The sequence below is a fragment of the Caballeronia sp. GAWG1-1 genome (assembly GCF_023631465.1).
Taxonomy (GTDB): Bacteria; Pseudomonadota; Gammaproteobacteria; order Burkholderiales; family Burkholderiaceae; genus Caballeronia.
This window is the reverse complement of sequence record NZ_JALQDB010000011.1, coordinates 55,604-81,505: the sequence shown is the minus strand read 5'-3', so window position 1 is coordinate 81,505 and position 25,902 is coordinate 55,604. Positions and strand designations below refer to the sequence as shown.

Annotated in this window: 20 protein-coding genes; 2 read left to right on the top strand and 18 right to left on the bottom strand. The window is 62.8% G+C overall.

Features of this window, described 5'->3' with window-relative positions:
* Window positions 1–17: 17 nt before the first annotated feature.
* The 14 genes from NCT03_RS06780 to NCT03_RS06715 all read right to left on the bottom strand — a co-directional run bounded on the left by NCT03_RS06780 (window position 18) and on the right by NCT03_RS06715 (window position 16,578).
* Entirely contained in the window at window positions 18–1,088 is a 1,071-nt protein-coding gene (locus NCT03_RS06780) for an ABC transporter permease (protein WP_250492316.1), read from the bottom strand.
* A 19-nt stretch (window positions 1,089–1,107) separates the two neighbouring features.
* A complete protein-coding gene (locus NCT03_RS06775; protein ID WP_250492315.1) occupies window positions 1,108–2,709 on the bottom strand; it encodes an ABC transporter substrate-binding protein in 1,602 nt (533 codons plus the stop codon).
* A 29-nt stretch (window positions 2,710–2,738) separates the two neighbouring features.
* Window positions 2,739–3,302, bottom strand: a complete 564-nt coding sequence (gene ddpX / locus NCT03_RS06770) for a D-alanyl-D-alanine dipeptidase (RefSeq protein ID WP_250492314.1) — start codon at window positions 3,300–3,302, stop codon at window positions 2,739–2,741.
* A gap of 145 nt (window positions 3,303–3,447) precedes the next feature.
* A complete protein-coding gene (locus NCT03_RS06765) occupies window positions 3,448–4,641 on the bottom strand; it encodes a cystathionine beta-lyase (protein WP_250492313.1) in 1,194 nt (397 codons plus the stop codon).
* Between the two features lie 120 nt (window positions 4,642–4,761).
* Window positions 4,762–5,397 carry a hypothetical protein gene (locus NCT03_RS06760; protein ID WP_502800355.1) on the bottom strand — a complete coding sequence of 212 codons (636 nt, stop codon included), beginning with the start codon at window positions 5,395–5,397 and terminating at the stop codon, window positions 4,762–4,764.
* A gap of 29 nt (window positions 5,398–5,426) precedes the next feature.
* Entirely contained in the window at window positions 5,427–6,611 is a 1,185-nt protein-coding gene (gene bktB / locus NCT03_RS06755; RefSeq protein ID WP_250464941.1) for a beta-ketothiolase BktB, read from the bottom strand.
* Window positions 6,612–6,640: 29 nt separating this feature from the next.
* On the bottom strand, window positions 6,641–7,567 hold the full coding sequence (locus tag NCT03_RS06750) for a sugar kinase (RefSeq protein WP_250492312.1): 927 nt from the start codon (window positions 7,565–7,567) through the stop codon (window positions 6,641–6,643).
* 3 nt (window positions 7,568–7,570) lie between these two features.
* Window positions 7,571–8,959, bottom strand: coding sequence for a 30S ribosomal protein S12 methylthiotransferase RimO (gene rimO, locus NCT03_RS06745; RefSeq protein WP_502800354.1), 1,389 nt, complete (start codon window positions 8,957–8,959; stop codon window positions 7,571–7,573).
* Window positions 8,960–9,314: 355 nt separating this feature from the next.
* Window positions 9,315–9,890, bottom strand: coding sequence for a polyhydroxyalkanoate synthesis repressor PhaR (gene phaR, locus NCT03_RS06740; protein WP_244825315.1), 576 nt, complete (start codon window positions 9,888–9,890; stop codon window positions 9,315–9,317).
* A gap of 170 nt (window positions 9,891–10,060) precedes the next feature.
* Window positions 10,061–10,801 (bottom strand): 3-ketoacyl-ACP reductase, encoded by a 741-nt coding sequence (locus NCT03_RS06735; protein ID WP_250492311.1) that lies wholly within the window; start codon window positions 10,799–10,801, stop codon window positions 10,061–10,063.
* Window positions 10,802–10,883: 82 nt separating this feature from the next.
* Complete coding sequence (locus NCT03_RS06730) at window positions 10,884–12,065, bottom strand: acetyl-CoA C-acetyltransferase (protein ID WP_244825317.1); 1,182 nt, start codon at window positions 12,063–12,065, stop codon at window positions 10,884–10,886.
* 55 nt (window positions 12,066–12,120) lie between these two features.
* Window positions 12,121–14,196 carry a class I poly(R)-hydroxyalkanoic acid synthase gene (gene phaC / locus NCT03_RS06725; protein WP_250492310.1) on the bottom strand — a complete coding sequence of 692 codons (2,076 nt, stop codon included), beginning with the start codon at window positions 14,194–14,196 and terminating at the stop codon, window positions 12,121–12,123.
* A 319-nt stretch (window positions 14,197–14,515) separates the two neighbouring features.
* Entirely contained in the window at window positions 14,516–15,349 is an 834-nt protein-coding gene (gene pgeF, locus NCT03_RS06720) for a peptidoglycan editing factor PgeF (RefSeq protein WP_250492309.1), read from the bottom strand.
* Window positions 15,346–16,578, bottom strand: coding sequence for an RluA family pseudouridine synthase (locus NCT03_RS06715; protein ID WP_250492308.1), 1,233 nt, complete (start codon window positions 16,576–16,578; stop codon window positions 15,346–15,348). The genes pgeF and NCT03_RS06715 overlap by 4 nt, the downstream gene beginning before the upstream one ends.
* Window positions 16,579–16,870: 292 nt before the next feature.
* Between NCT03_RS06715 and NCT03_RS06710 the strand changes: the two genes are divergently transcribed.
* Window positions 16,871–17,674: an outer membrane protein assembly factor BamD gene (locus NCT03_RS06710; protein ID WP_250492397.1), complete on the top strand. Its 804-nt coding sequence runs from the start codon at window positions 16,871–16,873 to the stop codon at window positions 17,672–17,674.
* A 96-nt stretch (window positions 17,675–17,770) separates the two neighbouring features.
* Here NCT03_RS06710 and yoaA read toward each other — a convergent pair whose 3' ends face one another.
* The 3 genes from yoaA to NCT03_RS06695 form a co-directional block, all read right to left on the bottom strand.
* Window positions 17,771–19,999, bottom strand: a complete 2,229-nt coding sequence (yoaA, locus tag NCT03_RS06705) for a DNA repair helicase YoaA (RefSeq protein ID WP_250492307.1) — start codon at window positions 19,997–19,999, stop codon at window positions 17,771–17,773.
* An 83-nt stretch (window positions 20,000–20,082) separates the two neighbouring features.
* Window positions 20,083–20,304, bottom strand: coding sequence for a DUF465 domain-containing protein (locus tag NCT03_RS06700; RefSeq protein ID WP_244825322.1), 222 nt, complete (start codon window positions 20,302–20,304; stop codon window positions 20,083–20,085).
* Between the two features lie 44 nt (window positions 20,305–20,348).
* Window positions 20,349–21,209: a colicin transporter gene (locus NCT03_RS06695; RefSeq protein WP_250492306.1), complete on the bottom strand. Its 861-nt coding sequence runs from the start codon at window positions 21,207–21,209 to the stop codon at window positions 20,349–20,351.
* 265 nt (window positions 21,210–21,474) lie between these two features.
* Between NCT03_RS06695 and NCT03_RS06690 the strand changes: the two genes are divergently transcribed.
* Window positions 21,475–23,823 (top strand): Tex family protein, encoded by a 2,349-nt coding sequence (locus NCT03_RS06690; protein ID WP_244825324.1) that lies wholly within the window; start codon window positions 21,475–21,477, stop codon window positions 23,821–23,823.
* Between the two features lie 72 nt (window positions 23,824–23,895).
* On the opposite strand, the gene NCT03_RS06685 is transcribed toward NCT03_RS06690, so the two are convergent.
* A complete protein-coding gene (locus NCT03_RS06685) occupies window positions 23,896–25,788 on the bottom strand; it encodes a potassium transporter Kup (RefSeq protein ID WP_244825325.1) in 1,893 nt (630 codons plus the stop codon).
* Window positions 25,789–25,902: the final 114 nt, after the last annotated feature.

Below are 25,902 nucleotides of genomic sequence, written 5' to 3'. Positions count from 1 at the left end.
GACAAGCGTCCTCCATGTCAGCGTGCGCGCGGATCGAACACGCGGTAAAGCGCGTCGGTCAGCAAATTGAGCGCAATGAACGTCGCGCCGATCACGAGCGTGCTGCCGAGCACCGCGTTCATGTCCGCGTTCAAAAGCGCGCCCGTCAGATACGAGCCGATGCCCGGCCACGCGAACACGATTTCTGTCAGCACCGAGCCTTCGAGCAGATAGCTGTACGCCAACGCGATCACCGTCAGCAACGGCACCGCGATATTGCCAAACGCGTGCCGCCAGATCACGCGCCGCTCGGACAAGCCCTTCGCGCGCGCGGTCGTCACGTATTCCTGGCTCAGTTGTTCGAGCATGAACGAGCGCGTCATGCGGCTCAGATAAGCGATGGAATAGAACGCCAGCACGCCCGCCGGCAACGCGATATGCGAGAACGCGTTTCTAAAGACGTCCCACTCGCCCGCGAGGAGCGAATCGATTAGTAGGCTGCCGGTGCGCGTATCGACCATGCCGTCGTACATCGGGTCGATGCGGCCCGGACCCGAAACCCAATGAAGGCGCGCATAGAACAGCAACAGACCCATTAGCGCGAGCCAGAATACGGGCACCGAACTGCCCGCGAGCCCGATGAAGCGCGCGATGTGATCGACCATGCGGTTGTGCTTCACGGCCGCAATCACGCCGAGCGGCACGCCGATGGAAACGCCGACGAAAGTGGAGAGCGTCGCCAGTTCGAGCGTCGCGGGAAACACGCGTTTGATGTCGTCGATGACGGGATTCGCCGTCAAGAGCGACACGCCCAGATTGCCGTGCAGGACGTCGCGCGCGTAGATCATGAACTGCTCGATGAGCGGCTTGTCGAGCCCGAGCTGCAAATGCGCCGCCGCATACGCCGCCGCCGATGCGCGGTCGCCGAGAATGGCGAGCACGGGATCGATGGGAATCTTGCGGCCGATGAAGAACGTGATCGCAAGCAGCCCGGTGAATGTTACCGCGAGCATGATGATCCAGCGCACGAGTGCAAGCACGAAGCGCACGCCCCTTCGCCGGCCGCTCGCGGCGCGCATTCGGTCGAAAAACGTGGGCGTGACGGACATTCGGAGGCTGCTTCGCTGGTTATTGCTTTTTGATGTCTTTGTAAGAGACGAGATCGTTGATCGGCCCGACTTCCAGCCCGCTCACGCCCGGCCGCGACGCCACCTGCGACACCTTCTGGAACATGATGACGAAGGGCGACTTCGCGAGCACTTCGCGCTGCATGGTCTCGTAGCTCTGCGCGCGCTTTTTCGTATCGCTTTCGGCGAGCGCGGCGTTCGTTTCCTTCGTCAGTTGCGCAATGTCCCAGGCGTTGCGCCACGCAAGCATTTTGTAGCTCGACGCATCCGAGTTGTCCGGATTCCACACGAAGCCCTGCGCGTTGCTATGCGGATCGATATAGTCCGCCGACCATTCGCCGATATAGATGTCATGCGCGCGCGCCCGGTAGCGCCCGAGCGTCTGCTTGTTGTCGCTCGGCATGAGTTGAACCTTGATGTTGGCAAGCGCGAGGTTCGCCTGCACCGCCTGCGCAATCTCGCTGTATGGATAGTCGTTGCGCACGTCCATCTTCACGGTGAAGCCATTCGCAAGACCGGCCTTGGCCAGCAACGCCTTGGCCTTCGCGACATCCTGGTGATACGGATTGTCATTGAGCGCGCCCAGGAATCCCTCGGGCAGGAAGGTTTCGTGCACCTTGTACGTCGTGCGGATGACGTTCTTCTGAATGCCCTGATAGTCGATCAGCCACTTCATCGCCTCCCAGACTTCGGGCTTCGCCAGATTCGGATTCTTGTTGTTGAGGCCGAGATACATGAGCGTTGCCTGCGGCACGGCGTTCACCTTGATCTTGCCGGCCTTGGCAAGCGTGTCGAGGTCGTCGGGGCTCAGATCGCGTGCCACGTCGATGTCGCCGTTCTCGATCATCAGACGCTGGCTCGCCGCTTCGGTCACATGGCGCAGCACGATGCGCTTCATGGCAAGCGGCGCGCGATACCCGTCGAAACGTTGCAATACGATGCTGTCGTTGGCCGTCCACTTCACGAGCTTGTAAGCGCCCGAACCGGCCTCGTTCGTCTTGAGCCATTCGTTGCCGTAGTCGCTGCCCTTCTGATGCGATTCGAGCAGCTTGCGATCCACCACCGACGCCGGCCACGAGCCGAGCACGTTCAACACGAAAGTCGGCGCGTAGCGTTGATCGGTGGTTATGGCGACGGTCGTATCGTCGATCTTCTTCACGTTCTGCAGCGCGTTGGCCTTCGTGAGCCCGATGCCCGCAAGCACGGCGGCCGCACCCTTGTCCAGCAACGCGGTGCGCTGGATGGACCAGGCGACGTCGTCAGCGGAAAGCGGATTTCCTGAGTGGAACTTGAGGCCGGGGCGAATCTTGAACGTGAACGTCAGACCGTCCTGACTGACCGACCACGACTGCGCGACGTCACCGTTGAACTTCGACGGGTCTTTCAGATCGACGCGCACCAGCCGGTCGTACGTGTTCGCGACGTATTCCTCGGGCACGAGTTCGTAGATTTCGCCGGGATCGAGCGAGGTGAACTCGTCGAGCAGCGTTGCCATGACGAACATGTCCTTTGGCGTGGCGGCCTGCGCGAGTGTCAGTGTTCCCGCGCCCGCCAAAACCAGAGCCGTTGCCAGTGCCGCCGCGACTGCCTTGCGCAAGACCATGTGTTTTTCCGTTCGAAGTGAGGTTGGGTTCACATCAGCCGCAACGGGCCGCTTTCTTCGTTGTCGATGAGAGCAAGTTCGCGCGAGCCCGGCAATTCGTAATGCCACCACTCGCTGGGAATATGCGCGAAGCCCGCGCCGTGCATCACGCCGAGCAGCAGCGTGCGGTTGTGCTGTACGTGCCTCGGCAAACCCGCGTGAAAGTGCGCGGACTCGGGGACCATTGCGTCGAAGCCCGTGCCCATGTCGAGCTCGCTGCCGTTTTCATCGACGAGCGTGAGGTCTACTGCCGTGCCGCGGCTGTGATTCGAGCCGCGCTTGAGATCGGCGATGAAGGTCGGGTCGGGCAGAAAGTCCCAGAGCACCTGCTGCGCTTGCGGCGGCCGATAGGCGTCGAAAATCTTGAGCGTCATGCCGAAGCTTTGCGCGATGGCGACCGCGCGGCGCAAGGCCGCCTCGGCGGGTTCGAGCAGCAGACAATGCTGCGCTTTGTAGATGGGTTTGCCGGTGAGATTGCGATCGGTCGCGTAGACGAGATCGATCTCCACCTGATGCGTCCGTGGCGTGATGTGCAGCAAGGAGAATCGAGTCATGTTTCTGGATGCGGGAGCTGCGGTCCGTTTCATTCCGATAGACGAACCTTAACCCGATAGAAAAATCCGCGAAACTGTTTGTTTGGGTGGTTTTGTTTCGGCCGACGGGTTGGGTCAGGCGAGCAAGCGCCACCGGGCGAGCATCTCACCCCAACGCCTTCTCCAACGCCCTTTCCACGTCCGCCCTCAGATCGCTCTCGCACTCCAGCCCGATATAAAGCCGCACCAGCACGCCCTCATGCGGCCACTTCGACGCCGTGCGCATCGACCGGATGTCGTAGGGCATCGCAAGGCTGTGCGCCCCGCCCCAGCTCCAGCCGATGGAAAAAAGCTCGAGCGCCTCGACGAACGCATCGACTTGCGCCGCGCCATGGCGCGCGTCGAACACGAACGAAAACAAACCGCCCGCGCCGCCCGAAAAGTCGCGCTTAAAGAACTCGTGGCCAGGACAATCGTCCAGCGCCGGATGCAGCACCGCCGCGACTTCCGGGCGCGTCTTCAGCCATTTCGCCAAAGCAAGCGCGGAACGGTCATGGGCCTCGTAGCGCAGTTGCATCGTCGGCAAGCTGCGCAACACGAGCGATGCGTCGTCGGACGACACACCCACGCCCACCCGCATGCGCGCGCGCTTGAGCTTCTTATGCAGCTCGAAATCGCGAACGATGGTCGCGCCCATCAGAATGTCGCTGCCGCCCGACTGATATTTCGTCAGCGCCTGCACCGAGATATCGACGCCATGTTCGAACGGCTTGAACGCGAGCCCCGCCGAATACGTGTTGTCGATCGCCGTCACGATGCCGCGCGCGCGCGCCACGGCAACCATGGCCGGCACGTCCTGAACTTCCATCGTCACCGAGCCGGGCGCTTCGAGCCAGATGAGCTTCGTGTTGTCACGGATGTCATCGGCAATGCCCGCGCCCTTCATCGGATCGTAGTAGGTCACCTCCACGCCGAAGTCGCTCGCGAGCCAGTCTGCGTGATCGCGATTCGGTCCATACACGTTGTCCGGCACGAGCACGTGATCGCCCGACTTGACCAACGCGAAGTACACGTTCGAAATGGCCGCGAGCCCGGACGGTTGCAACAGTGCGTGCTCGCCGCCTTCGATCGTCGCAAGCCGCTGCGCAAGCGCGACCGTCGTAGGCGTGCCGTGCAGCCCGTAGCGCCATTTCGAATCGTCGCTCCAGACGAGTTCGCGCATGGTGGCGAGGTCTGGAAACACCACGGTCGAGGCGCGCGTAACCGGCACTGAAAAGGACTCGAAGCCCGGCGTGATGCGGTCATCTGGCTGGACGATACGGGTTTGCAGGTCGCGTTCGGAGTTGCTTGAATCGGTCATGTCGAAGCAGAGTTGAGTGGTTGATGCGCGGGAGTGTCGCCAACGCTCGGCCGAGGAATAGAAGTGGGAAGGTTCGCAATGGGCGTCGTGTCGAGCACTGACGCCCGCTTCGAACGACCATCACTCACCGATGATCACGTTGCTCGTCCCGCCCACCGCATTACGCGGCGGCGCAGGTTCGAGCGAAGGCGCGGGCGGCGCACTGCGCGTGAGAGGCGCACCCTGCACAGCGGGCAGCGTCGCTCCCGCCACTGCGGGACGAAGATCGAATGGCCTGGAATTGGAATCGTCCGGGTCCATGCGCTCGCCCGACACGCTGCCGTCCGCCGCGAACTTTCCCACCCAGTTGCCAGTGATATGCGTGCCGTCGTTCGATTCCTCGATCTCCAGCGTATCGCCATCGCGATCGCCAGCAACGAGGATCACCGACGGGCTGTCCGCGAACCGATACTCGCCATGCACGCCCGAGGGATCGTCGGTCTTCGCGCCGAGCCTCATTTCGATTTGCCGGTCGCCGAGCGTGCCGACATAACGCGGAAAGCGCGCGTATTCCGGGTTCGGCGTGAGCGGCTTTTGCGGTGGCAAGGCAAGCGTTTCGATAGCCTGCTGCGCGCCATGCGACTCGCCCTTCACGCTGACAGGCGCATTCGCCGCGGCCGTCGACGCATCCGGCGGCATTGGAGAATTACAGCCGGCAAACGCGAATGCGGCGCCTGCGATCGTCGCCCAGTGCAAGCGCTTCATTGTTTCGATCATCCTTCGTTCCTTGACCCAAGCTCCGAGCGTCAGATGCGCTCGAAAATCGCCGCGATACCCTGACCGCCGCCGATGCACATCGTCACGAGCGCATACCGCCCGCCAATGCGCTGCAACTCGTACAGCGCCTTCACGGTGATGAGCGCGCCCGTCGCGCCGATCGGATGCCCAAGCGAAATGCCCGAACCGTTCGGATTGACCTTCGCCGGATCGAGCTTCAGTTCCTGCGTGACCGCGCAGGCTTGCGCGGCGAAGGCTTCGTTCGCTTCGATCACGTCGAGATCGGCGACGCTCAGTCCCGCGCGCTCCAGCGCCTTTTGCGTGGCGGGGACGGGGCCAATGCCCATGATTTTCGGATCGACGCCCGCATGCGCGTAAGCGACGAGGCGCGCGAGCGGCTTCACGCCGCGCTTCTCGGCGACGCCGCGCTCCATCAGCACGACGGCCGCGGCCGCGTCGTTGATACCCGATGCATTGCCCGCCGTGACCGTGCCGTTTTCCTTCGCGAACACAGGACGCAGCTTCGAAAAATCTTCGGCCGTCGCGTTCATGCGCACGTGCTCGTCGCGATCGAAAACGGTGTCGCCCTTCTTCGATGCCAGCGTGATCGGCAGAATCTGTTCCTTGAAGTAACCGGCTTCGATAGCTCGCGCCGCGCGCCGGTGCGATTCGAGCGCGAGCGCGTCCTGCGCCTCGCGCGTGATGCCGTACTTGTTCGCGACGTTCTCGGCCGTCACGCCCATGTGGATCTTGTCGAACGGGTCGTTCAACGCGCCGAGCATCATGTCGACGACGCGTGCATCGCCCATGCGCTGGCCGAAGCGCGCGGCGGGCATGACGTAAGGCGCGCGGCTCATGCTTTCCGCGCCACCGCCGATGGCGATCTCGGCGTCGCCCAGCAAGATGGATTGCGACGCGGACACGATGGCCTGCAAGCCCGAGCCGCACAGACGGTTTACCGTGAGCGCGGGCGCGTGTTGCGTCACGCCACCGTCGAGCGCGGCCACGCGCGCGAGATACATGTCACGCGGCTCGGTCTGGATCACGTTGCCGAACACGACATGGCCGACCTCGTCGCCCTGCACGTTTGCACGCGACAACACTTCGCGCACCACGCGCGCGCCGAGATCGGTCGGCGTGAAATCCTTGAGCGCGCCGCCGAAGTCGCCGATTGCCGTGCGTACACCGCTTACCACCACTACTTCTCGCGTCATGTCTTGTCTCCTGAGTTTGCGTGGGTCTTTTACTCCGCGAGCGCGGACTCCACTGTCTTTCTGGTCGGAATGGGGGCTACCGCGCCGAAACCTTGCGTCGATAACGCCGCCGCCACGTTGGCATAACGCGCCGCCATAAAAGGATCGTCACCCGCGACGATACGCGCGATGAACGCGCCGCCGAAGCAATCTCCGGCGCCGGTGGCATCGACCGCATTCACGACGCGGCCCGGCACCACGCGCCGCTCATTGGGTGTCGCGATATACGCGCCTTCCCGGCCGAGCTTGAGCGCGACGACTTTCGAGCCGAGCGCGAGCAGGAAGTCGACGATGGCGTCCTTGTCTTCATGGCCCGTGATGACGGTCACGTCGTCCCAGCTCGGCAGGCAGATGTCCGTCATGCGCAGCGCTTCGAGCATCACCGCGCGGGCGCGCGCGAGCGGCCACAGCTTCAGGCGCAGGTTCGTGTCGAAACTCACCTTTGCGCCGTGCGAGCGCGCGTGATCCATCGCGGTAAAAGCGGCATCGCACGCGGATACGCCGATTGCGAGACTGATTCCCGACAGATGCACGACCTTCGCCGCCGCGATCGCGTCGAGCGGCAGATGCGCGCTCGCATAACGGCTCGCCGCCGAACCCGCGCGCAAGTAATCGAAGCGATGCCCGCTCTCGCCGTGCGACACGAAATAAACGCCCGTGGGCGCGGTATCGTCGATACGCACCGTCGATGTATCGACATTCTCCGTGCGCCAGAGATCGAGCAGCAGTTGCCCGAACTGGTCGTTGCCGACGGCGGACACGAAGCCCGTCGACGCACCTTGCCGCGACGCCGCGATCAGAAAGTTCGAGACATCGCCGCCGAAGCCTTGCAGATAGTTCGGCTGATTTCGCGTCGACTGGTTGAACTCGATCATCGCCTCGCCGAGCGCGAGCACCGAAGGCATGGAATGCGCCATGACTTATACCTCGCCCCAGAGATCGTGGCCGTCCGCGCCGGTGATCTTGACGGAGACGAAGTCGCCGGCCTTGTAGCGCTTCGACGCCTTCGTCGCGGGCGCGATATACACCACGCCGTCGATTTCCGGCGCATCCGCCGCCGTGCGGCCAACGCCGCCGTCCGTGCTCACTTCATCGACGAGCACGCGCAGCGTCTTGCCGACTTTCCTTTTCATGCGCGCGGCCGACAGTTCCTCGGCCAGTTCCATGAAGCGCGCGCGGCGTTCCTCGCGGACTTCGTCGGGCAGCGCGCCATCGAGTTCGTTGGCCGTTGCGCCTTCGACCGGCGAATACGCGAAGCAGCCGACGCGGTCGAGATCCGCCTCGCGGATAAAGTCGAGCAGCGTTTGAAACTGCTCCTCGGTTTCGCCCGGAAAGCCCGCGATAAAGGTGCTGCGGATGGTCAGATCGGGGCAAATCTCGCGCCACGTCTTCACGCGTTCGAGCACTTTCTCCGCATTGGCCGGGCGCTTCATGCGCTTCAGGACTTCGGGATGCGCATGCTGGAACGGCACATCGAGATACGGCAGAACGTGGCCGCGCAGCGGGCCTTCGGCCATCATCGGGATGACTTCGTCGACGCTCGGATACGGATACACGTAATGCAGACGCACCCACGCGCCGTATTGCGACGCGAGCTCACCGAGCGCGCCGACGAGTTCGGTCATGCGCGTCTTGATAGGCTTGCCGTCCCAGAAGCCGGTGCGGTATTTGACATCGACACCGTACGCGCTCGTGTCCTGCGAGATGACGAGCAGTTCCTTCACGCCGGACTTGAACAGATTTTCGGCTTCGAGCATGACTTCGGCGATGGGGCGCGAAACGAGATCGCCGCGCATCGAGGGAATGATGCAGAACGTGCAGCGATGATTGCAGCCTTCGGAAATCTTGAGATACGCGTAATGACGCGGCGTGAGCTTGATGCCCGCGGGCGGCACGAGATCGGTGAACGGATCGTGCGGCTTGGGCAGATACGAGTGCACGGCGTTCATCACTTCGTTGGTCGCGTGCGGACCGGTGACGGCGAGCACTTTCGGATGCACTTCCTCGATGAGCCCCGTGCCGCTCGCGCTCTTTTTCGCGCCCAGGCAGCCCGTCACGATGACCTTGCCGTTCTCGGCGAGCGCTTCGCCGATGGCGTCGAGGCTTTCCTGCACGGCTTCGTCGATGAAGCCGCAGGTGTTGACCACGACGAGGTCGGCGCCGTCATAGGTGCCGGAGATTTCGTAACCTTCGGCGCGCAGCTGAGTCATGATCTGCTCGGAATCGACAAGGGCTTTCGGGCAGCCGAGACTGACCATGCCGATGCGCGGCGCGGGCGTGCTAGTGCTTGATTTCAAAGAAGTATTCACGGGGACATCCGGAGAAAGACGCGCGCGGGCGACAGCGCGTGCCTCGGTCGAGGCGAATCTCGTATTTTAACCGGTTGTGGGGTGGGAGATCACTGACGGCCGGCCGCATACATCTTCACGGACGATTTCTCCCACGCGCGTATTAGCTGGACGGGCGAGATTCCTGCCTGCGCCGAGAAAAGCGATTTCCTCAAGCGCGCGTTGCGCTGTCCGGTCAATGACGCACGATGGCGCCAGCACGCAGTCAACCGCGGCGGCTTCATGGCATTCAGCGAAGTCTCGACGGATTTTCAAGCGCATCCGCCGCTCGGCGCGGCGGTGGCTGAGTCGGCCCGTGCGCTCGGGCCATGAGCGCCTACTTCTTCTCGGTCGTCGGCGGCACGACAGGCGTCGGAAACGGAAACGTGTTGAACATCGTTTTCGCCTGGGTCTGCATCTGCTCCTGCATCTGCACGAACATGTTCTTCGACTGCTCGATGTAGCTCGTCATCATGCCCTGCATCATCGGCGCCTGCATGTTCATGAATTGCGACCAGACTTCCGGATTGAGCGCGTTGCCGTCGTAGATGCCCTTGCTCTGTTCGGACAGCTTCTGCTGGATGTCGATGAACGCCTGGATATTCTTCTCCAGATACGTGCCCATCATGCCCTGCATGGCATGGCCGTAGAAGCGGATGATCTGCGAGAGCATCACCGATGAAAACATCGGCAAGCCGCCGCTCTCTTCCTCGAGAATGATCTGCAGGAGAATGCTGCGCGTGAGGTCGTCGCTCGACTTCGCGTCCAGCACTTTGAATTCTTCCTGATCGAGCACGAGCTGCTTCACATCCGACAACGTGATGTAGGTGCTCGTTTCCGTGTCGTAGAGCCGCCGGTTAGGATATTTTTTGATGAGTCGTTCGGCGGATTTCTTTGTAGTAGTGGTGGTCATTTAACGCCTTTAAACGCAGGACTTTACTGCGGTGCCAGCCGCCACGGCTTGCATTGTCGCAATAAAGCGTTGCCGCCAGTTCGCCGCGTCGTTGATCTATCCGGCAAGCAGCAGCGTCCCTCTTCACGCCTTCACGCCTTCGCGCCTTCCGTGAGGAACGCCGCCGCCCGTCAGCCCATGTGCAAGCCGCCGTTCAGCGAGAAATCCGCGCCGGTGGAGAATCCCGATTCATCGGAAGCGAGCCACGCGACGATGGAGCCGATTTCATCCGGCGTGCCGAGCCGGCGCACGGGAATGGTCGCCACGATCTTCTCCAGCACTTCGGGGCGAATGGACTTCACCATCTCCGTGCCGATATAACCCGGCGACACCGTGTTGACCGTCACGCCCTTGGTCGCCACTTCTTGCGCCAGCGCCATCGTGAAGCCGTGAATACCGGCCTTCGCGGTGGAGTAGTTCGTCTGGCCGAACTGCCCTTTTTGACCGTTCACCGACGAAATATTGATGATGCGCCCGAAGCCGCGCTCGACCATGCCGTCGATCACCTGCTTCGTCACGTTGAAAAGACTCGTCAGGTTGGTGTCGATGACCGCGGTCCAGTCTTCATGCGTCATCTTCCGGAACACGACATCACGCGTGATGCCCGCGTTGTTCACCAGCACGTCGACTTCGCCGACTTCCGCCTTGACCTTGTCGAACGCGCTCTTGGAAGACTCCCAGTCGCCCACATTGCCTTCCGACGCGATGAAATCGAAGCCGAGCGTCTTCTGGTCTTCCAGCCATTTCACCCGGCGCGGCGAGTTCGGGCCGCAGCCCGCGACGACCGTGAAGCCATCCTTATGGAGGCGCTGGCAAATGCTTGTGCCAATTCCGCCCATCCCGCCGGTTACATACGCTACGCGCTTTGTCATTCCTCACTCCATTTTCGTTATGCGGAACGGCGTTCGAACGACGCCTTCCGCTTGGCCCTTCCCATGCCTTCAGGTGTTGCGCTCAGTCACGCTCGAGCGCAAGCGCCACGCCCATGCCGCCGCCGATACACAGCGACGCCAGACCCTTCTTCGCGTCGCGCTTCTGCATTTCGTGCAAGAGCGTCACGAGAATGCGGCAGCCCGATGCACCGATCGGATGGCCAATGGCGATTGCGCCGCCGTTCACGTTGATCTTCGACTGATCCCAGCCCATTTGCTTATGCACGGCAAGCGCCTGCGCGGCGAAGGCTTCGTTGATCTCCATCAGGTCGAGGTCGTTCACCGACCAGCCCGCGCGCTCGAGACAACGCTTCGATGCAGGCACGGGACCCATGCCCATGACCTTGGGATCGACGCCCGCATTCGCATAAGCCTTGATGCGCGCAAGCGGCGTGAGACCGAGCGCCTCGGCCTTCTTCGCCGACATCACGACGACCGCGGCCGCGCCGTCGTTGATGCCCGATGCGTTCGCCGCCGTCACCGTGCCTTCCTTCGAAAACGCGGGCTTGAGCGTGGAAAGCGCTTCGGCCGTGACGCCGTGGCGCACGAATTCGTCGGTGGCAAACCGCAGCGGCTCGCCCTTGCGCTGCGGAATGGACACCGGCACGATCTCGTCGTCGAAGCGCCCTTCCTTCTGTGCCTTCTCGGCCTTGTTCTGCGACAGCGCCGCGAACTTGTCCTGGTCTTCGCGCGAGATGCCGTATTCCTTCGCGACGTTCTCGGCGGTCGTGCCCATGTGGTAGTTGTTATAGACGTCCCACAGGCCATCGACGATCATGGAGTCGATCAGCTTGGCGTCGCCCATGCGAAAGCCGTCGCGCGAGCCCGGCAGCACGTGCGGCGCCGCGCTCATGTTTTCCTGACCGCCGGCGATGACGATATCCGCATCGCCCGCGATGATCGCGTTGGCCGCGAGCATCACCGCCTTCAAACCCGAGCCGCAGACCTTGTTGATCGTCATGCCCGGAACCATGTCGGGCAACCCTGCCTTGATGAGCGACTGGCGCGCCGGATTCTGTCCCGAACCCGCGGTCAGCACCTGACCCAGAATGACTTCGCTCACCTGATCCGGCTTCAGTCCCGCACGCTCCAGCACCGCGCGAATCACCGTTGCCCCCAGTTCCGGCGCCGCGATCTTCGCGAGCGAACCACCGAACTTGCCGACCCCTGTACGCGCGGCCGATACGATCACTACGTCAGTCATTTCAGTTTCCTTTGGCATCAAATGAATTCGGTTATGCGTGCGACTTCGCGCCGTGTCAGAAGTCGCGCTCCAGCACGTAGCGTCCGGGCGCGGGCTCGATCACCGGATAAGTCTTCGAGCCTTGCGACGCGCCCGCCTTCACTTCCTCGCCCGCGTTTTGCGCGAGCCATGCGGACCACGTCGGCCACCAGCTTCCCGGATGTTCCGTGGCTGCCTCGAACCACGCGTCGGCGGTTTCGGGCAGGCGCTCCTCATGGCTGTCGAGCATCCAGAAACTGCGCTTGTTCTTCGACGGCGGATTGATCACGCCCGCGATGTGCCCCGACGCGCCAAGCACGAACTTTTGCGGGCCCGTGAGAATGGGCGCGGATGCATACGCGGACTTCCACGGCACGATATGGTCTTCGCGCGAACCGTAGATGAAAGTGGGCAACGAGAGCGTCGACAGATCGATCGCCTCGCCGCACACGGTCAGCGCGCCCGGCTCGCGCAGCTTGTTCTCCAGATACGTGTTGCGCAAATACCAGACGCACATCGGACCGGGCAAGTTGGTCGAGTCGCTGTTCCAGAACAGCAGGTCGAAGGCTTGCGGCGTGCGTCCCTTGAGATAGTTGTCGACGACGTAATTCCACACGAGATCGTTCGGCCGCAGATACGAGAACGTATTGGCGAATTCGATCCCGCGCATGAGCCCGGCGGGCGCGCCGTTCTTGCCGCCGATCGACTGCTCGCGCATCTGCACGTGTGCTTCGTCGACGAAGACGTCGAGCACGCCGGTGTCGGAGAAATCGAGCATCGAGGTGAGCAGGGTCATCGACGCGGCCGGCTCTTCGCCGCGCGCCTTCGCTACCGCGAGCGCCGTCGCCAGAATGGTTCCGCCGATGCAGAAGCCGAGCGTGTTGATCTGCTCCTCGCCCGTGATGTCCTTGATGACGCCGATGGTTTCGAGCACGCCCTGTTCGACGTAATCGTCCCATTCCTTCGCGGCGAGCGATTGATCCGCATTGCGCCACGACAGGATAAAGACTTGCTGCCCTTGTTCGAGCGCATAACGCACGAGCGAGCTTTCAGGCTGAAGATCGAGGATATAAAACTTGTTGATGCAAGGTGGCACGATCAGCAAAGGCCGCGCATAAACCTTCGGCGTGAGCGGCTTGTACTGGATCAGTTGCACGAGTTCGTTCTCGTACACGACCGAGCCTTCCGTCGAACCGATGTTCTTGCCAACCGCGAAGCGCGACTCGTCCGACTGCGAAATCTTGCCGCGCTGCAAGTCGTTGAGCAGGTTGAGCATGCCCTGGCGCAAGCTCTCGCCCTTGCTTTCGATGAGCGTCTTCTGCGCTTCGGGATTGAGCGCGAGATAGTTGCTCGGCGAAGCCGCAGCCGCCCATTGCTGCACCGTGAAGCGGATGCGTTCGCGCGTCTTGGGATCGCTCTGCACGGCGTCCGCGAGTTCTTGCAGATAACGCGCGTTCAGCAAATACCAAGCGGCCGTGAAGGCATATGCCGGCGTGTTCTGCCATGTGGTGTCGGTGAAGCGACGGTCCTTGAGCGATGCAGGGTCGATGCTCTGCTCGCCCGCCTGCTTGAGCAATGCGGCGGCATCGCGCGAATAATTGCTTTGCAGTTGTTGCAGACGCTCGGGCGCGATGGCTGCCGTCGGAATCTTCGGCAACGTAGGCAAGCCCTGCATCGACGCGCCGAAGCCCGGCATGCTGCTCGCGAGCTTGGCGAATTCGGCCAGGCCGTTCATCTTCGCGAAGTCGGGCATTTGCGGCATGACGGTTGGAACCGCGCCGAATGCATTCGGAAATGCACCGGGCAAACCCGCACCGGACAAACCCGGAAACGCGCCCATGGGAAACGAACCGAACGAACCGAACGCTCCGAACGGCGGCGCGCTCGCGCTATTCGCAGCGGCTCCGTCATTCGTCTGCGCGTTGGTTTGCGCGTTGGTCTGGGGATTGAATTTCGCCCATTGCGCGGGATCGGCGACCGAGCGCCACGCGTTGAGCCATTGATCGAACGCTTGCTGTACGCCTGTCGGATCAGCGGGAACTTCAGCCGTCGAACTGCTGGCAGTACGGGAGCGGGCGGAGGACGCAGAGGAGGAACTAGATTTGGAAGCCATACCCGCTTTTGACCTGTAAGTCTCGCAAGACTGATTGCTGATGCAGGCATCGCCGGGCTTGTCTCAACCAGCGCGCAAGTGTCGATGCGCACTATGCGCGCCACAAGAGTCACCTAGCTACGCCGTGCACGATTGAATGAATTCCGGGAACATTCTTGCTCTTAGGACTCAGGCATGTCAATGCTTCACCTGATTTTGCCGCAGTGCGATATTTTTTTAATTATCGTTTTCCCCATGCGAGATATTGCATTCGCATGGGCTTGCGCAAGTTCCTGCGACTTAAAGCTGGCAGTTGTCGCTGAATGCAGATGACGAGCAGTTAATCGCCAAGCCAGATCATGGCGGCCATGCGCCCTGTCACGCGATCGCGACGATACGAATAGAAGCGTTCTCGCTCGCTCACCGTGCAGTGCGTACCGCCATGAACGCGCTTCGCTTCCACGCCGATATCGGCTAAACGCAAGCGCGCAAGCGTATAGATGTCGGCGAAGTATTTGCCTTGTGCGCCGGTCGGCTTGAACGCTGCCGCGGTGAGGTCGCGTTGATCCGCATTCGCGATCGACACGAAGGCATCGAGCACGTCCTCGCCCACTTCGAATGCAGCGGGACCAATGGCCGGACCGAGGTAAGCATTGAGGCGCGATGTTGGCACGCCCGCGAGTTGCGCCACCCGCGCGCCCGTCTTCTCGACGATACCGCCCGCAAGACCTCGCCAGCCCGCATGCGCGGCGCCGACCGCGCGGCCTTCGTCGTCGCAGAAGAGGACCGGCAAACAGTCCGCCGTCATCACCACGCAGACGACGCCCGGCCGGTCGGTCACGCTCGCATCGGCGCGCGTCGGACCGGCTGCGCGGCGCTCGATGACCGCGTGCGCATCTTCAACCGTCGTGCCGTGAATCTGTTCGAGCCACGCGGCTTGTCCGATGCCCGTCAACGCCAGCGCGCGACGGCGATTTTCAGCGACGGCATCCGGCGCATCGCCGCTCGACAAGCCAAGATTGAGACCGCCCGCGCCCGGCGTGCCGCCACCGAAAGGCGCCGCGCTCACGCCGCCCGCGCGCGTCGTCACGAACGCATGCACGCGCGGCGAGACGCGCCATTGCGGCCACACGCAATCATCCGCGCTCAATGTGACGTCAGTGCGCTGGGTCATGCTTCGTCGTCCTCGGCATCGGCATCGTGTTCGCCTTCTTCGTCGTCGTATTCGTCGTCCCAGTCTTCGCCGTCGTCCATTTCATAGACTTGCGGGAAGTCGTCGTCTTCGTCGAGTTCGACTTCGTCGTCGCGCCCGAAGCCGAGTTCCGTGGCGAGCCTGGCGAGATCCTCGGGCACGTCCGCGCGCCAGTGCGCTTGCTTGCCCGTTGCCGGATGAACCAGACCGAGCCGCCACGCGTGCAGCGCCTGACGCGCGAAGCCGTCGGGCAGCGGCGTCACCGAACGCCGGCCGCGTATGTGACCGTAGACCGGATCGCCCAGAAGCGGATGGCCGCTCGCCGCGCAATGCACGCGAATCTGGTGCGTGCGGCCGGTTTCTAGATCGCAATGGATCGCGCTCACGGGCTGCCCGTTCCACTGCGTCCGGTCGATGGTGCGAAAGTGCGTGCGCGCCGGTTTCCCCGATGCGCCTTGAACCACGGCCATGCGCGTCCTGTCGCGCGAATCGCGGCCGATGGGCGCGTCGATGGTGCCGTCGTCCGGCATCCTGCCCCACACGAACGCGACATAGCGGCGCTTCACCGTGCGCGCCTGCAACTGCCGCACGAGGTCGGTCTGGGCTTCGAGCGTGCGCGCGACGACCATCAGCCCCGAGGTCTCCTTGTCCAGCCGATGTACGATGCCCGCGCGCGGCAGCCCAGCGGCCGCATCGCCATAACGATGTAGGAGACCGTTGAGCAAGGTGCCGCTCCAGTTCCCCGCGGCGGGATGCACGACCATGCCGGCGGGCTTGTTGATGACGACGAGCGTTTCGTCTTCGTACACGATGTGAAGCGGCACCGGCTCGGGCGTGAACGCGAGTTGCTCGGGCAACAGGTCGGGCACGAGCGCGATGGTCGCGCCAAGCGGCACGGGCTGGCGCACCTTGGCGCTGGCGCCATCGACGAGCACGCGCCCTTCCTCGATCCAGCCTTGCAGACGGCTGCGCGAAAACTCGGGGAAGATCTTGGCCAGCACCTTGTCGAGCCGCTCGCCTGCGAGTTCGTCCGGCACGCGCGCCTCGCGCGGCGCTTCCTCGTTGCGATGCCGCGCTTCCTTGCCGCGATGCGGCGTGCCGGCATCGGGCGCATGCGCGTCCGAATCGGTAGAAGCTGCGTCGTCGGGCTTGGCGCTTCGGCTATAATCTTTGGGTTGGTCTTTGGTACGGCGTGTACTTGAGCGGGTCATTTGAACGGGATATCGGGTTGTACCCGGTGAGTCAGTCTTCATCTCGGGCTGCAGTTCGGGACATTGCGCAAGACGTTCTTTACAGCGCGCGACACTGCCGGGCAAACTTCAATGCAGGCAACGCAAGGAAGCCGCGCCAGACCGTTGCGGACCGGGAAACCGGGCGGAATTCGAGGGATATTCAAACGGAAAATCCCGAGCGAAAACCGCACCGGACACACAGCTAGACATAGCGAGATTCAGCCAGGAACAGCAAGCACTAATGCGAGCCTTCAACACCATTCATCAATCGATGCAGCAATCGATCAAGTATCTGGCGCTGGGCGCGAGCGTCGCCATTGTCACGGCCTGCCACGGCTTGCCGGAGAAGACCGACGAAACGGCTACGTGGAACAACAACAAATTATATACGGAGGCCCAGGACGCGCTTTCAGGCCGCGACTGGGGCAAGTGCTCCAAGTATTTCGAAGCGCTCGAAGGCCGCGATCCGTTCGGTCACTTCGCGCAGCAGGCGCAGATCAACGTGGCTTACTGCAACTGGAAAGACGGCGAGACCGCATCGGCGGATCAGGCTATCGACCGGTTCATCAAGCTGCACCCGGATCATCCGGACATCTCGTATGCCTACTACCTGAAAGGCATGATTCACTTCAACGACGACCTCGGACTCTTCGGCCGCTTCTCCGGCCAGGACATGAGCGAGCGCGACCCGAAGTCGCTGCGCGAGTCGTATGACGCGTTCAAGGTCGTGGTCGATAAATATCCGCAAAGCAAGTATGCGCCCGACGCCGCGCAACGCATGCGCTATATCGTGAACGCGCTCGCTTCTCACGAAGTCCACGCGGCGGATTACTACTATCGTCGCGGCGCGTATGTCGCGTCCATTAACCGGGCGCAACTCGCCATTCGCGAATACAAGAACGCGCCGGCCACCGAAGAAGCGCTGCATCTCATAATGCTCTCATACGAGAAGCTCGATCAGCCGCAACTCGCCGACGACACCAAACGCGTGCTTGCCGCCACGTTCCCCGACAGCCCGTATGTCACGGGCAAGCGTCGCGCGAGCGCGGAAAAGGCGTGGTATCAGATCTGGTAAGCAGAACGCGAGATCGTTCCGCTGGTCAGGCAAAAATGGGCGCTTCGGCGCCCATTTTGTTTGTCGATCAACCGCTCCCGCGCACTGTTGCAAGCCCTACTCGGCAAGCTCCGCCGACGCGTCCGCCGCTTCGCCGAAAAACGCCCGCGCGACTTCCAGTTCACGCGTGCGCTTGAACGGCGGCAGGCTTTGCCAGATGCGTCGGCCGTATGGTTTATCGACGAGCCGCGTGTCACAGATCATGAGCACGCCGCGATCCGTCTCCGCGCGAATCAGCCGCCCCGCGCCCTGCTTGAGCGTGATGACGGCCTGCGGCAACTGATGCACGGCGAACGGGCTCAAGCCTTTCTTCGTGAGCGCGTCGAGGCGCGCGGCAAGCACGGGATCGTCGGGCGGCGCGAACGGTAGTTTGTCGATGACCACGAGCGAAAGCGCATCGCCACGCACGTCGACACCTTCCCAGAAGCTCTGGCTGCCGACGAGAATCGCATTGCCATACGCGCGGAAACGGTCGAGCAACTCGGTACGGCTCGCGTCGCCTTGCACGAGCAGCGGATTGTCCCAGCCGCGCCGCTCGATCACGTCGCGCAGACGCTGGGAGATGCGATCGACCGCGCGCAGCGTCGTGCACAGCATGAACACGCCGCCACCCGATGCCTCGATCACCGGCAACGCAGCGTCGAAGACGGCGTCGGTGAACTGCGGCGAGGACGGCTGCGGCAGATTGCGCGGCACGTACAAAAGGCCCTGCGACGGGTAATCGAAGGGACTCGGCAAGGTCATCGAGCGGCGCGCGTTCAAACCCATTTGCGCCGCGTAATGCGTGAAATCGCCACGCACCGAAAGCGTCGCGGAGGTGAAGATCCAGGCACGCGGCACGCCCGCGCGCTGCTTCGCGAAGATCGGCGCGACCGACAGCGGCGTCTCGTGCAGTTGCACCGTGTGCGAGAACACTTCGATCCAGCGCACCATCTCGTTGGGCTCGTCGCGCGCGGCTTCGGCGGCGGTATCCGCGTCTTCGACCACTGCACGTTCGAGCGCGGTCGGCGGCTTGGTCCAGCCGGACAAAAGCCCTTGCAATTCGCGCGCGCGCCGCACCAGCGCCTGCAGCGACTCCGCGCGCTCGCCGTGTGCGCCGAGCGCGGCCGTGAGTGCATCGAGATGGGTTTGTAGCGTGTCGAGCGCTTCGAAAAGCGGATGTCCATCGGCGAGCTGGCCGAGCGAGAGGCGAATCGAATCTTCCCGGAATGCGAGCCGCAGGTCGCGCGCCGCGCGTTCGAGCGCCGCGCCGAGCTTGGTCCAGTCGGCGGCGTCGCGAGCGTGGGACAAACCTTCGGCCACCGCATCGCGGGCGAGTTCGAGCAGTTGCGTGGTCGAAAGCGTCTCGCCGAAAAAGAGCGTCGCCGTCTCGGGCAACTGATGCGCCTCGTCGAAGATGATGGTGTTCGCCATCGGCAAGAGTTCGGCCATGCCGGTGTCGCGCAGCATTACATCGGCGAAGAACAGGTGATGGTTCACCACCACGATGTCCGCCTGTTGCGCTTCGCGGCGCGCCTGCATCACGAAGCAATCCTTGTAATGCGGGCAATCTTGTCCAAGGCAATTGTCGCGCGTGGACGTGACCATCGGCCAGACGGGCGAGTTCTCGGGGACACTCGCAAGTTCGGCCTTGTCGCCCGTGCGCGTGATCTTGGCGAAGCGCACGATCTCCTGCAGATGCGACGTGTCCTGACGCGTCGGCAGCCGCCCGTTGTCGGCGGTGCGTTCGAGATAGTAGTGGCAGAGATAGTTGGCGCGGCCCTTCAGCATCGCGACGGTGACCGGCACGGCGAGCGCGTCGCGCACGGTCGGGATATCGCGCTGAAAGAGCTGATCCTGCAAGTGTTTGGTCCCGGTCGAAACGATGACCTTGCCGCCCCACAACATGGCCGGAACGAGATAAGCGTAGGTCTTGCCCGTGCCCGTTCCCGCCTCGACGATCAGCGTGTTCTCGCCGCCATCGACGGCGCTCGTCGCGGTGGCGATACCCACGTCGTCGGCGGATGCCTCGTCTATCGCATGCGGCTTGTCCGATGGCCCGAGCTTGCGCGCCGGGCGGCGCTGCAATTCGAACATCGCGGGTTCGGGCATGGCGCGGCCGGACGCTTCCATCGCGGCGGCGACGGAGCGCGCCATGTCGATCTGCGACGCGCGCGGCCGATAGCCGTCGATCGCGCGCGCGAGAAGGCCTTCGGCGGAAAAGATGGCGTCGAGTTCCGTGCGGCGCTTGTCCGTGAGTTCGAGCGCAGCGCTTGCGCTGTCGCGGGGTTGTGCGGGTAAGTTCAAGGCGGGGCTAGATCCTGCGGTTGCGGTCACGGCGCATGGCGGCGCTTTGCTGCCTCAAGCGCCTCGACCCGCGTCGATGCGCTTCAATGCGCGTCGCCGTCGAGCTGCAGTTGCAGCAGAAGTATGGTGTCTTTCACCTTGAGCTTGCGCTTTTTCAAGCGCCTGAGCTCGAGGTCGTCGATACCGCCCATCTTGTCGATGAGCGTGGACAAGCCGTGATGCTCTTCCTGCAATTGCGTGATGCGATCGCGGAGCACGGTGGCATCCACGGCGGGTTGTCGGGGTGCGTTCAAGCGCTGCTGCATGCTCGCCTCCTTTCATCCTCATCGCCCGGGCGGTGCCTTGGGCGTCACTTACCTGGTTGCTGCTGTTGCTGCTGTTGCTGCTGTTGCGCCTGCTGGGCTTGCTGTGCCTTTTCCTGCTGCTTGCGCGCGGCTTCTTTCTGACGCGCCTCGACTTCCGCGCGATGCTGCGCGGCATCGCGTTGTTTCTGTTCGTAACGGTCCGCCTTCTGCTCGCGGTCCTGCGCGTCCTGCACGCCGCGTGCGCGCGCCTCTTCGAGTTGTCGCTGATAGTCCGCCTGCTTGCGGTCGTACGCGGCCTGATTGGCCGCGCGCTGCGGCGCCTCGGCCTGACGTTGCGCGGCGGACAGCGCGTTCTGACGCTGCTTTTCCTCGTAGGACTGCTGGCTCGACTTTTCGCTGGCGGCGCGTTGCGGCGCTTCCGCATCGTATTGTGCCTGCTTGAGCGCGGTCTGTTCGTCGCGCTGCTTCGTGCGCTCGGCACGTTGTTCGTCGTCGAGTGCGAGCTGCTGCTGGCGAAGCTGCTTGCGCTCTTCACGCATGGCCGTGCGCGCGTTGTCGAGACAGTGGTTCACGAAGAACTTGCCGTAGCAGTCGTGTTCCTTGACGCCGTATGCGTAGTCGTTCTGCGCGGTGCGTTTGTCGAGCGCCTTTTGCCGGCGCGCATTGTCGGCCTTGAGCGCGTCTTCGGCGCTCGGCTCGGCACTGACCATGGCGGATGAGGCATCGCCGAGCGGCGTGGCGCGCACCGACGTGGTGGGGTCGATGCCCTTGGGCGTCTGCGCGATGGCATTCGGCGCGAGAACGAGCGTGCACAGAAACGCGCACGCCGCGCAAATGGACGCGAGCGGGGAAAGGCGAAGTTTGGGCAAATGAATGGACGGCAACGTGATAAAGACCCGATGCATTAAGCGATGCAACGACAGACGCAATGCAGCCTGCGCGATGCCGAAATTCTATCACCGTGAACCGGAGCCCTTCTCCATTTATGGCAAAATCCCCCGCTCAAGCAACCCGGCCGCAACCGGCAGCACGCCCGCTTTGCGAGGCGCAAGAAGTAGTCAGCGCGCACCAAGCGGGACACAGGGCGTAAAGCGCGCAACGCGTCGCACGAGATGCGCGCCCTGCGTCTTGCCGTTGCACAAGGCCAGCAGAGAGCAGACAGCGCAGACCATGACGCAAACCGTAGCACTCAAGATCGTACAGCGAATTGCCACCGAGCTTACCGTGCAGCCGCGCCAGGTGGCCGCCGCCGTGCAGCTTCTCGATGAAGGCTCGACTGTCCCGTTCATCGCTCGGTATCGCAAGGAAGTGACCGGCAATCTCGACGACACGCAACTGCGCACGCTCGAAGAACGCCTCCTGTATTTGCGCGAACTCGAAGACCGGCGCGCCACGATTCTTTCGAGCATCGACGAGCAAGGCAAGCTCACCGACGAACTGCGTACATCGATCGAAGGCGCGGACAGCAAGCAGGTGCTGGAAGACCTGTATCTGCCGTATAAGCCGAAGCGCCGCACGCGCGCGCAGATTGCTCGCGAAGCCGGTCTGGAACCGCTTGCACAGGCGCTCCTCGCCGACCCGACGCTCGATCCGCAGAGCGAAGCCGCGAAGTTCGTCGATACCGAAAAAGGCGTCGCCGATACCAAGGCCGCGCTCGACGGCGCACGCGATATCCTGTCCGAGCAGTTCGGCGAAACGGCCGAGATTCTCGGCAAGCTGCGCGAGCATCTGTTCAACCAAGGGCTTGTCATGTCGACCGTGGTCGAGGGCAAGCAAGGCGAGGAAGGCGAAAAATTCCGCGACTACTACGACTACAGCGAAACCATCCGCACGGTGCCGTCGCATCGCGCGCTCGCGCTGTTCCGCGGCCGTAACGCGGGCGTCCTGAGCGTGAAACTCGGGCTCGGCGAGGAACTCGACGCACAAACGCCGCATCCGGGCGAAGTGATGATCGCGCAGCACGTGGGCATCGCCAATCGCGGCCGCGCGGGCGACAAATGGCTCGCCGACGTGTGCCGCTGGTGCTGGCGCGTCAAGGTGCAGCCGCATATCGAAAACGAACTGCTCACCAAGCTGCGCGAGGAAGCCGAGCACGAAGCCATTCGCGTGTTCGCGCGCAATCTGAAGGACTTGCTGCTCGCCGCGCCCGCTGGCCCGAAAGCCGTGATTGGCCTCGATCCGGGTCTGCGCACCGGCGTGAAAGTCGCCGTCGTCGATCGCACGGGCAAGGTGCTGGCCACCGACACCATCTATCCGCACGAGCCGCGCCGCGATTGGGACGGTTCGCTCGCGAAGCTCGCGCGCATTGCCAAGGCGACGCAGGCAGAGCTCATTTCCATCGGCAATGGCACGGCATCGCGCGAAACCGACAAGCTCGCGAGCGAGCTCATCGCGAAGCATCCCGAACTCAAGCTGCAGAAGATCGTCGTGTCCGAAGCGGGCGCGTCGGTGTATTCGGCTTCCGAACTCGCGGCAAAGGAATTTCCGGACCTCGATGTTTCACTGCGCGGCGCGGTTTCCATTGCGCGCCGTCTGCAGGACCCGCTCGCGGAACTCGTCAAGATCGACCCGAAAGCGATCGGCGTCGGCCAGTACCAGCACGACGTGAATCAGCGCGAACTCGCACGCTCGCTCGATGCGGTCGTCGAAGATTGCGTGAACGCCGTCGGCGTCGATGCCAACACGGCTTCGGTCGCGCTGCTTGCGCGCGTTTCCGGTTTGAACGCGACGCTTGCGCGCAATATCGTCGATTATCGCGATGCCAACGGGCCGTTTGCGTCGCGCGAGAATTTGAAGAAGGTGCCGCGTCTCGGCGACAAGACGTTCGAGCAAGCCGCGGGTTTTCTGCGTATTAACAACGGCGAGAATCCGCTGGATCGCTCGTCGGTGCACCCGGAAGCGTATCCGGTCGTCGAGCGCATTCTCGCGAAAATCAAGAAGCATGTCGGCGATGTGCTCGGCAAGCGTGAAGCGCTCACGGGCCTTTCGCCCACCGAATTCGTCGATGACCGCTTCGGTCTGCCGACCGTGCGCGACATCCTCGCCGAACTGGAAAAGCCGGGCCGCGACCCGCGTCCGGAGTTCAAGACGGCGACGTTCCGCGAAGGCATCGAGAAGATCGCGGATCTCGAACCGGGCATGGTGCTCGAAGGCGTGGTGACGAACGTCGCGGCGTTCGGCGCGTTTGTCGATATCGGCGTGCATCAGGACGGACTCGTGCACGTTTCCGCGCTGTCGACGAAGTTCATCAAGGACCCGCATGAAGTCGTGAAGGCAGGCCAGGTCGTCAAGGTGAAGGTGCTCGAAACGGATGTGAAGCGGCAGCGCATCTCGCTGACCATGCGTCTCGACGATGACTTCGCGCCGGCAGCGGCAGGCAGCGGCGCGCCTTCGCAACCGCGTGCAGGCCAGCAGGACCGGCGCGCGGGCGGCGGGCGCGATGCGCGTTCGAATAATCAGCGCCGCGAGCCGGAACCGGGTGGCGCGATGGCTGCTGCTTTCGCCAAGCTCAAACGCTGACAGCCGGCACGCTTCAAACAAAAAACCCACGCTTTGCGGCGTGGGTTTTTTGTTTCCGGAAGCAAGCGCTCGTCAGATTTCGATCTTCGTGCCCAACTCCACGACGCGATTGGCCGGAATGCTGAAGAAGTCCGTCGGCTTCGCGGCGTTCTGATGCATCCACGCGAACACGCGCTCGCGCCACACCGACATGCCCGGCAACTCGGTCGGCACCACCGTTTCACGCGCCATGAAGAACGACGTGTCCATGAGTTCGAACGTCATTGCGTGCGTGCGCGTGATCTGTTCGAGCACGGCTTTCACGTCCGGCGTTTCATTGAAGCCATACGCGGCCTTCACGAGAAAGAGCCCGCCGCCAACGTCCTTCACTTCCATGCGATGCGCGCCATCCACATACGGGATATCGCGCGTGATGAAGTTCAGGAAAATGGTGCGCTCGTGCAGCACCTTGTTGTGCTTCAGGTTGTGCAGAAGACTCACGGGCACGAGCGAATCGCTGCCTGTCAGGTAGATCGCCGTACCCGACACGCGATGCGGCGGATGCGCGAGCAGCCCTTGCAGGAACGGCATGAGCGGAATACCGTCGGCGGCCGTGCGATCCTTCACGATCATGCGGCCTTTGTACCAGGTCATCAGCAGGAAGAAGAGTATTCCGCCGATGCACAGCGGCAGCCAGCCGCCCTGTCCGATCTTCAACAGACTCGCGCCGAAGAAGCCGATGTCGATCGTGAGCAGCACCGCGATCAACGCGCCGACGAGCCAGCGGTTCCAGCCCCAGAGATTGACCATCACCACCGAGAGCAGGATGGTCGTGACGAGCATGGTCGCGGTCACGGCCAGTCCATAAGCCGCCGCCAGATTCTCCGAACTCTTGAAGCCCACCACGATGCACAGAATGATGAAGAGCAGCATCCAGTTGACGAGCGGAATATAGATCTGCCCGATCGCCAGTTCCGACGTATGCAGGATCTTCATGCGCGGCACGTAACCGAGCTGAATAGCCTGACTCGTCAGCGAATACGCGCCCGAAATCACTGCCTGCGATGCAATCACCGTGGCGACGGTGGAAAGGATCACGAGCGGGAGCAAGGCCCAGTCTGGCGCCAGCAAGAAGAACGGACTTTCGATGGCCGACGGCGTATGCATGAGCAACGCGCCCTGCCCGAAGTAATTCAGCAGAAGCGACGGCATGACGAGCGCGTACCAGCCGCAGCGAATGGGCTTCGCGCCAAAGTGGCCCATATCGGCATAGAGCGCTTCCGCGCCGGTCAGCACCAGCACGACGGAGCCAAGCACGATATACGCCTGCAACACGTGCGAGGCCATGAAGGAGATTGCATAGTACGGGTTGAGTGCGACCAGCACGCCCGGTGCGAGCACGATGTGATAAGCGCCCAGCACGGCGAGCGTGATGAACCACACCAGCATGATCGGGCCGAACAGCTTGCCGACCACTGCCGTGCCATGGCGCTGAATCCAGAACAGCAGGACCAGGATGACCATGGTGATCGGCAGCACGTAAGGCGACAGCTTCGGTGCGGCGAGTTCCAGCCCTTCCACCGCCGAGATGACCGACATGGCGGGCGTGATGACCGCATCGCCATAGAACATGCAGGCGCCGAAGATGCCTAGCATCAGCAGCACGCCCGACATGCGGCCCGGCTCCTTCACGCTGCGCAGCGCGAGCGTCATCATGGCGAACACGCCGCCTTCGCCGTTATTGTCGGCGCGCATGACGAAGAGCACGTACTTGACCGCGACCACCATGACAATGGCCCAGAAGAGCAAGGAGATGACGCCGAGAATGGACGCCTCGGAAAGCGCGATGCCGTGCGACGGGCTGAAGGCTTCCTTCAGGGAATAGAGCGGACTCGTACCGATGTCGCCAAAGACGACGCCAATGGCGGCGAGCGCAAGAGATGGCAAAGGCTGTTTATGCTCTTGCGCGTGAGTCATGTTAGTCATAAAAGCGAGATGTCCGTCCAGGGCGGAAAGAAACGAACGCCATTCTATCTAACGTCGCGTGCAAAAACGCTGCCTCTCGTATTGCCCGATTGCCCGGCAACACGCGTGTGTGAG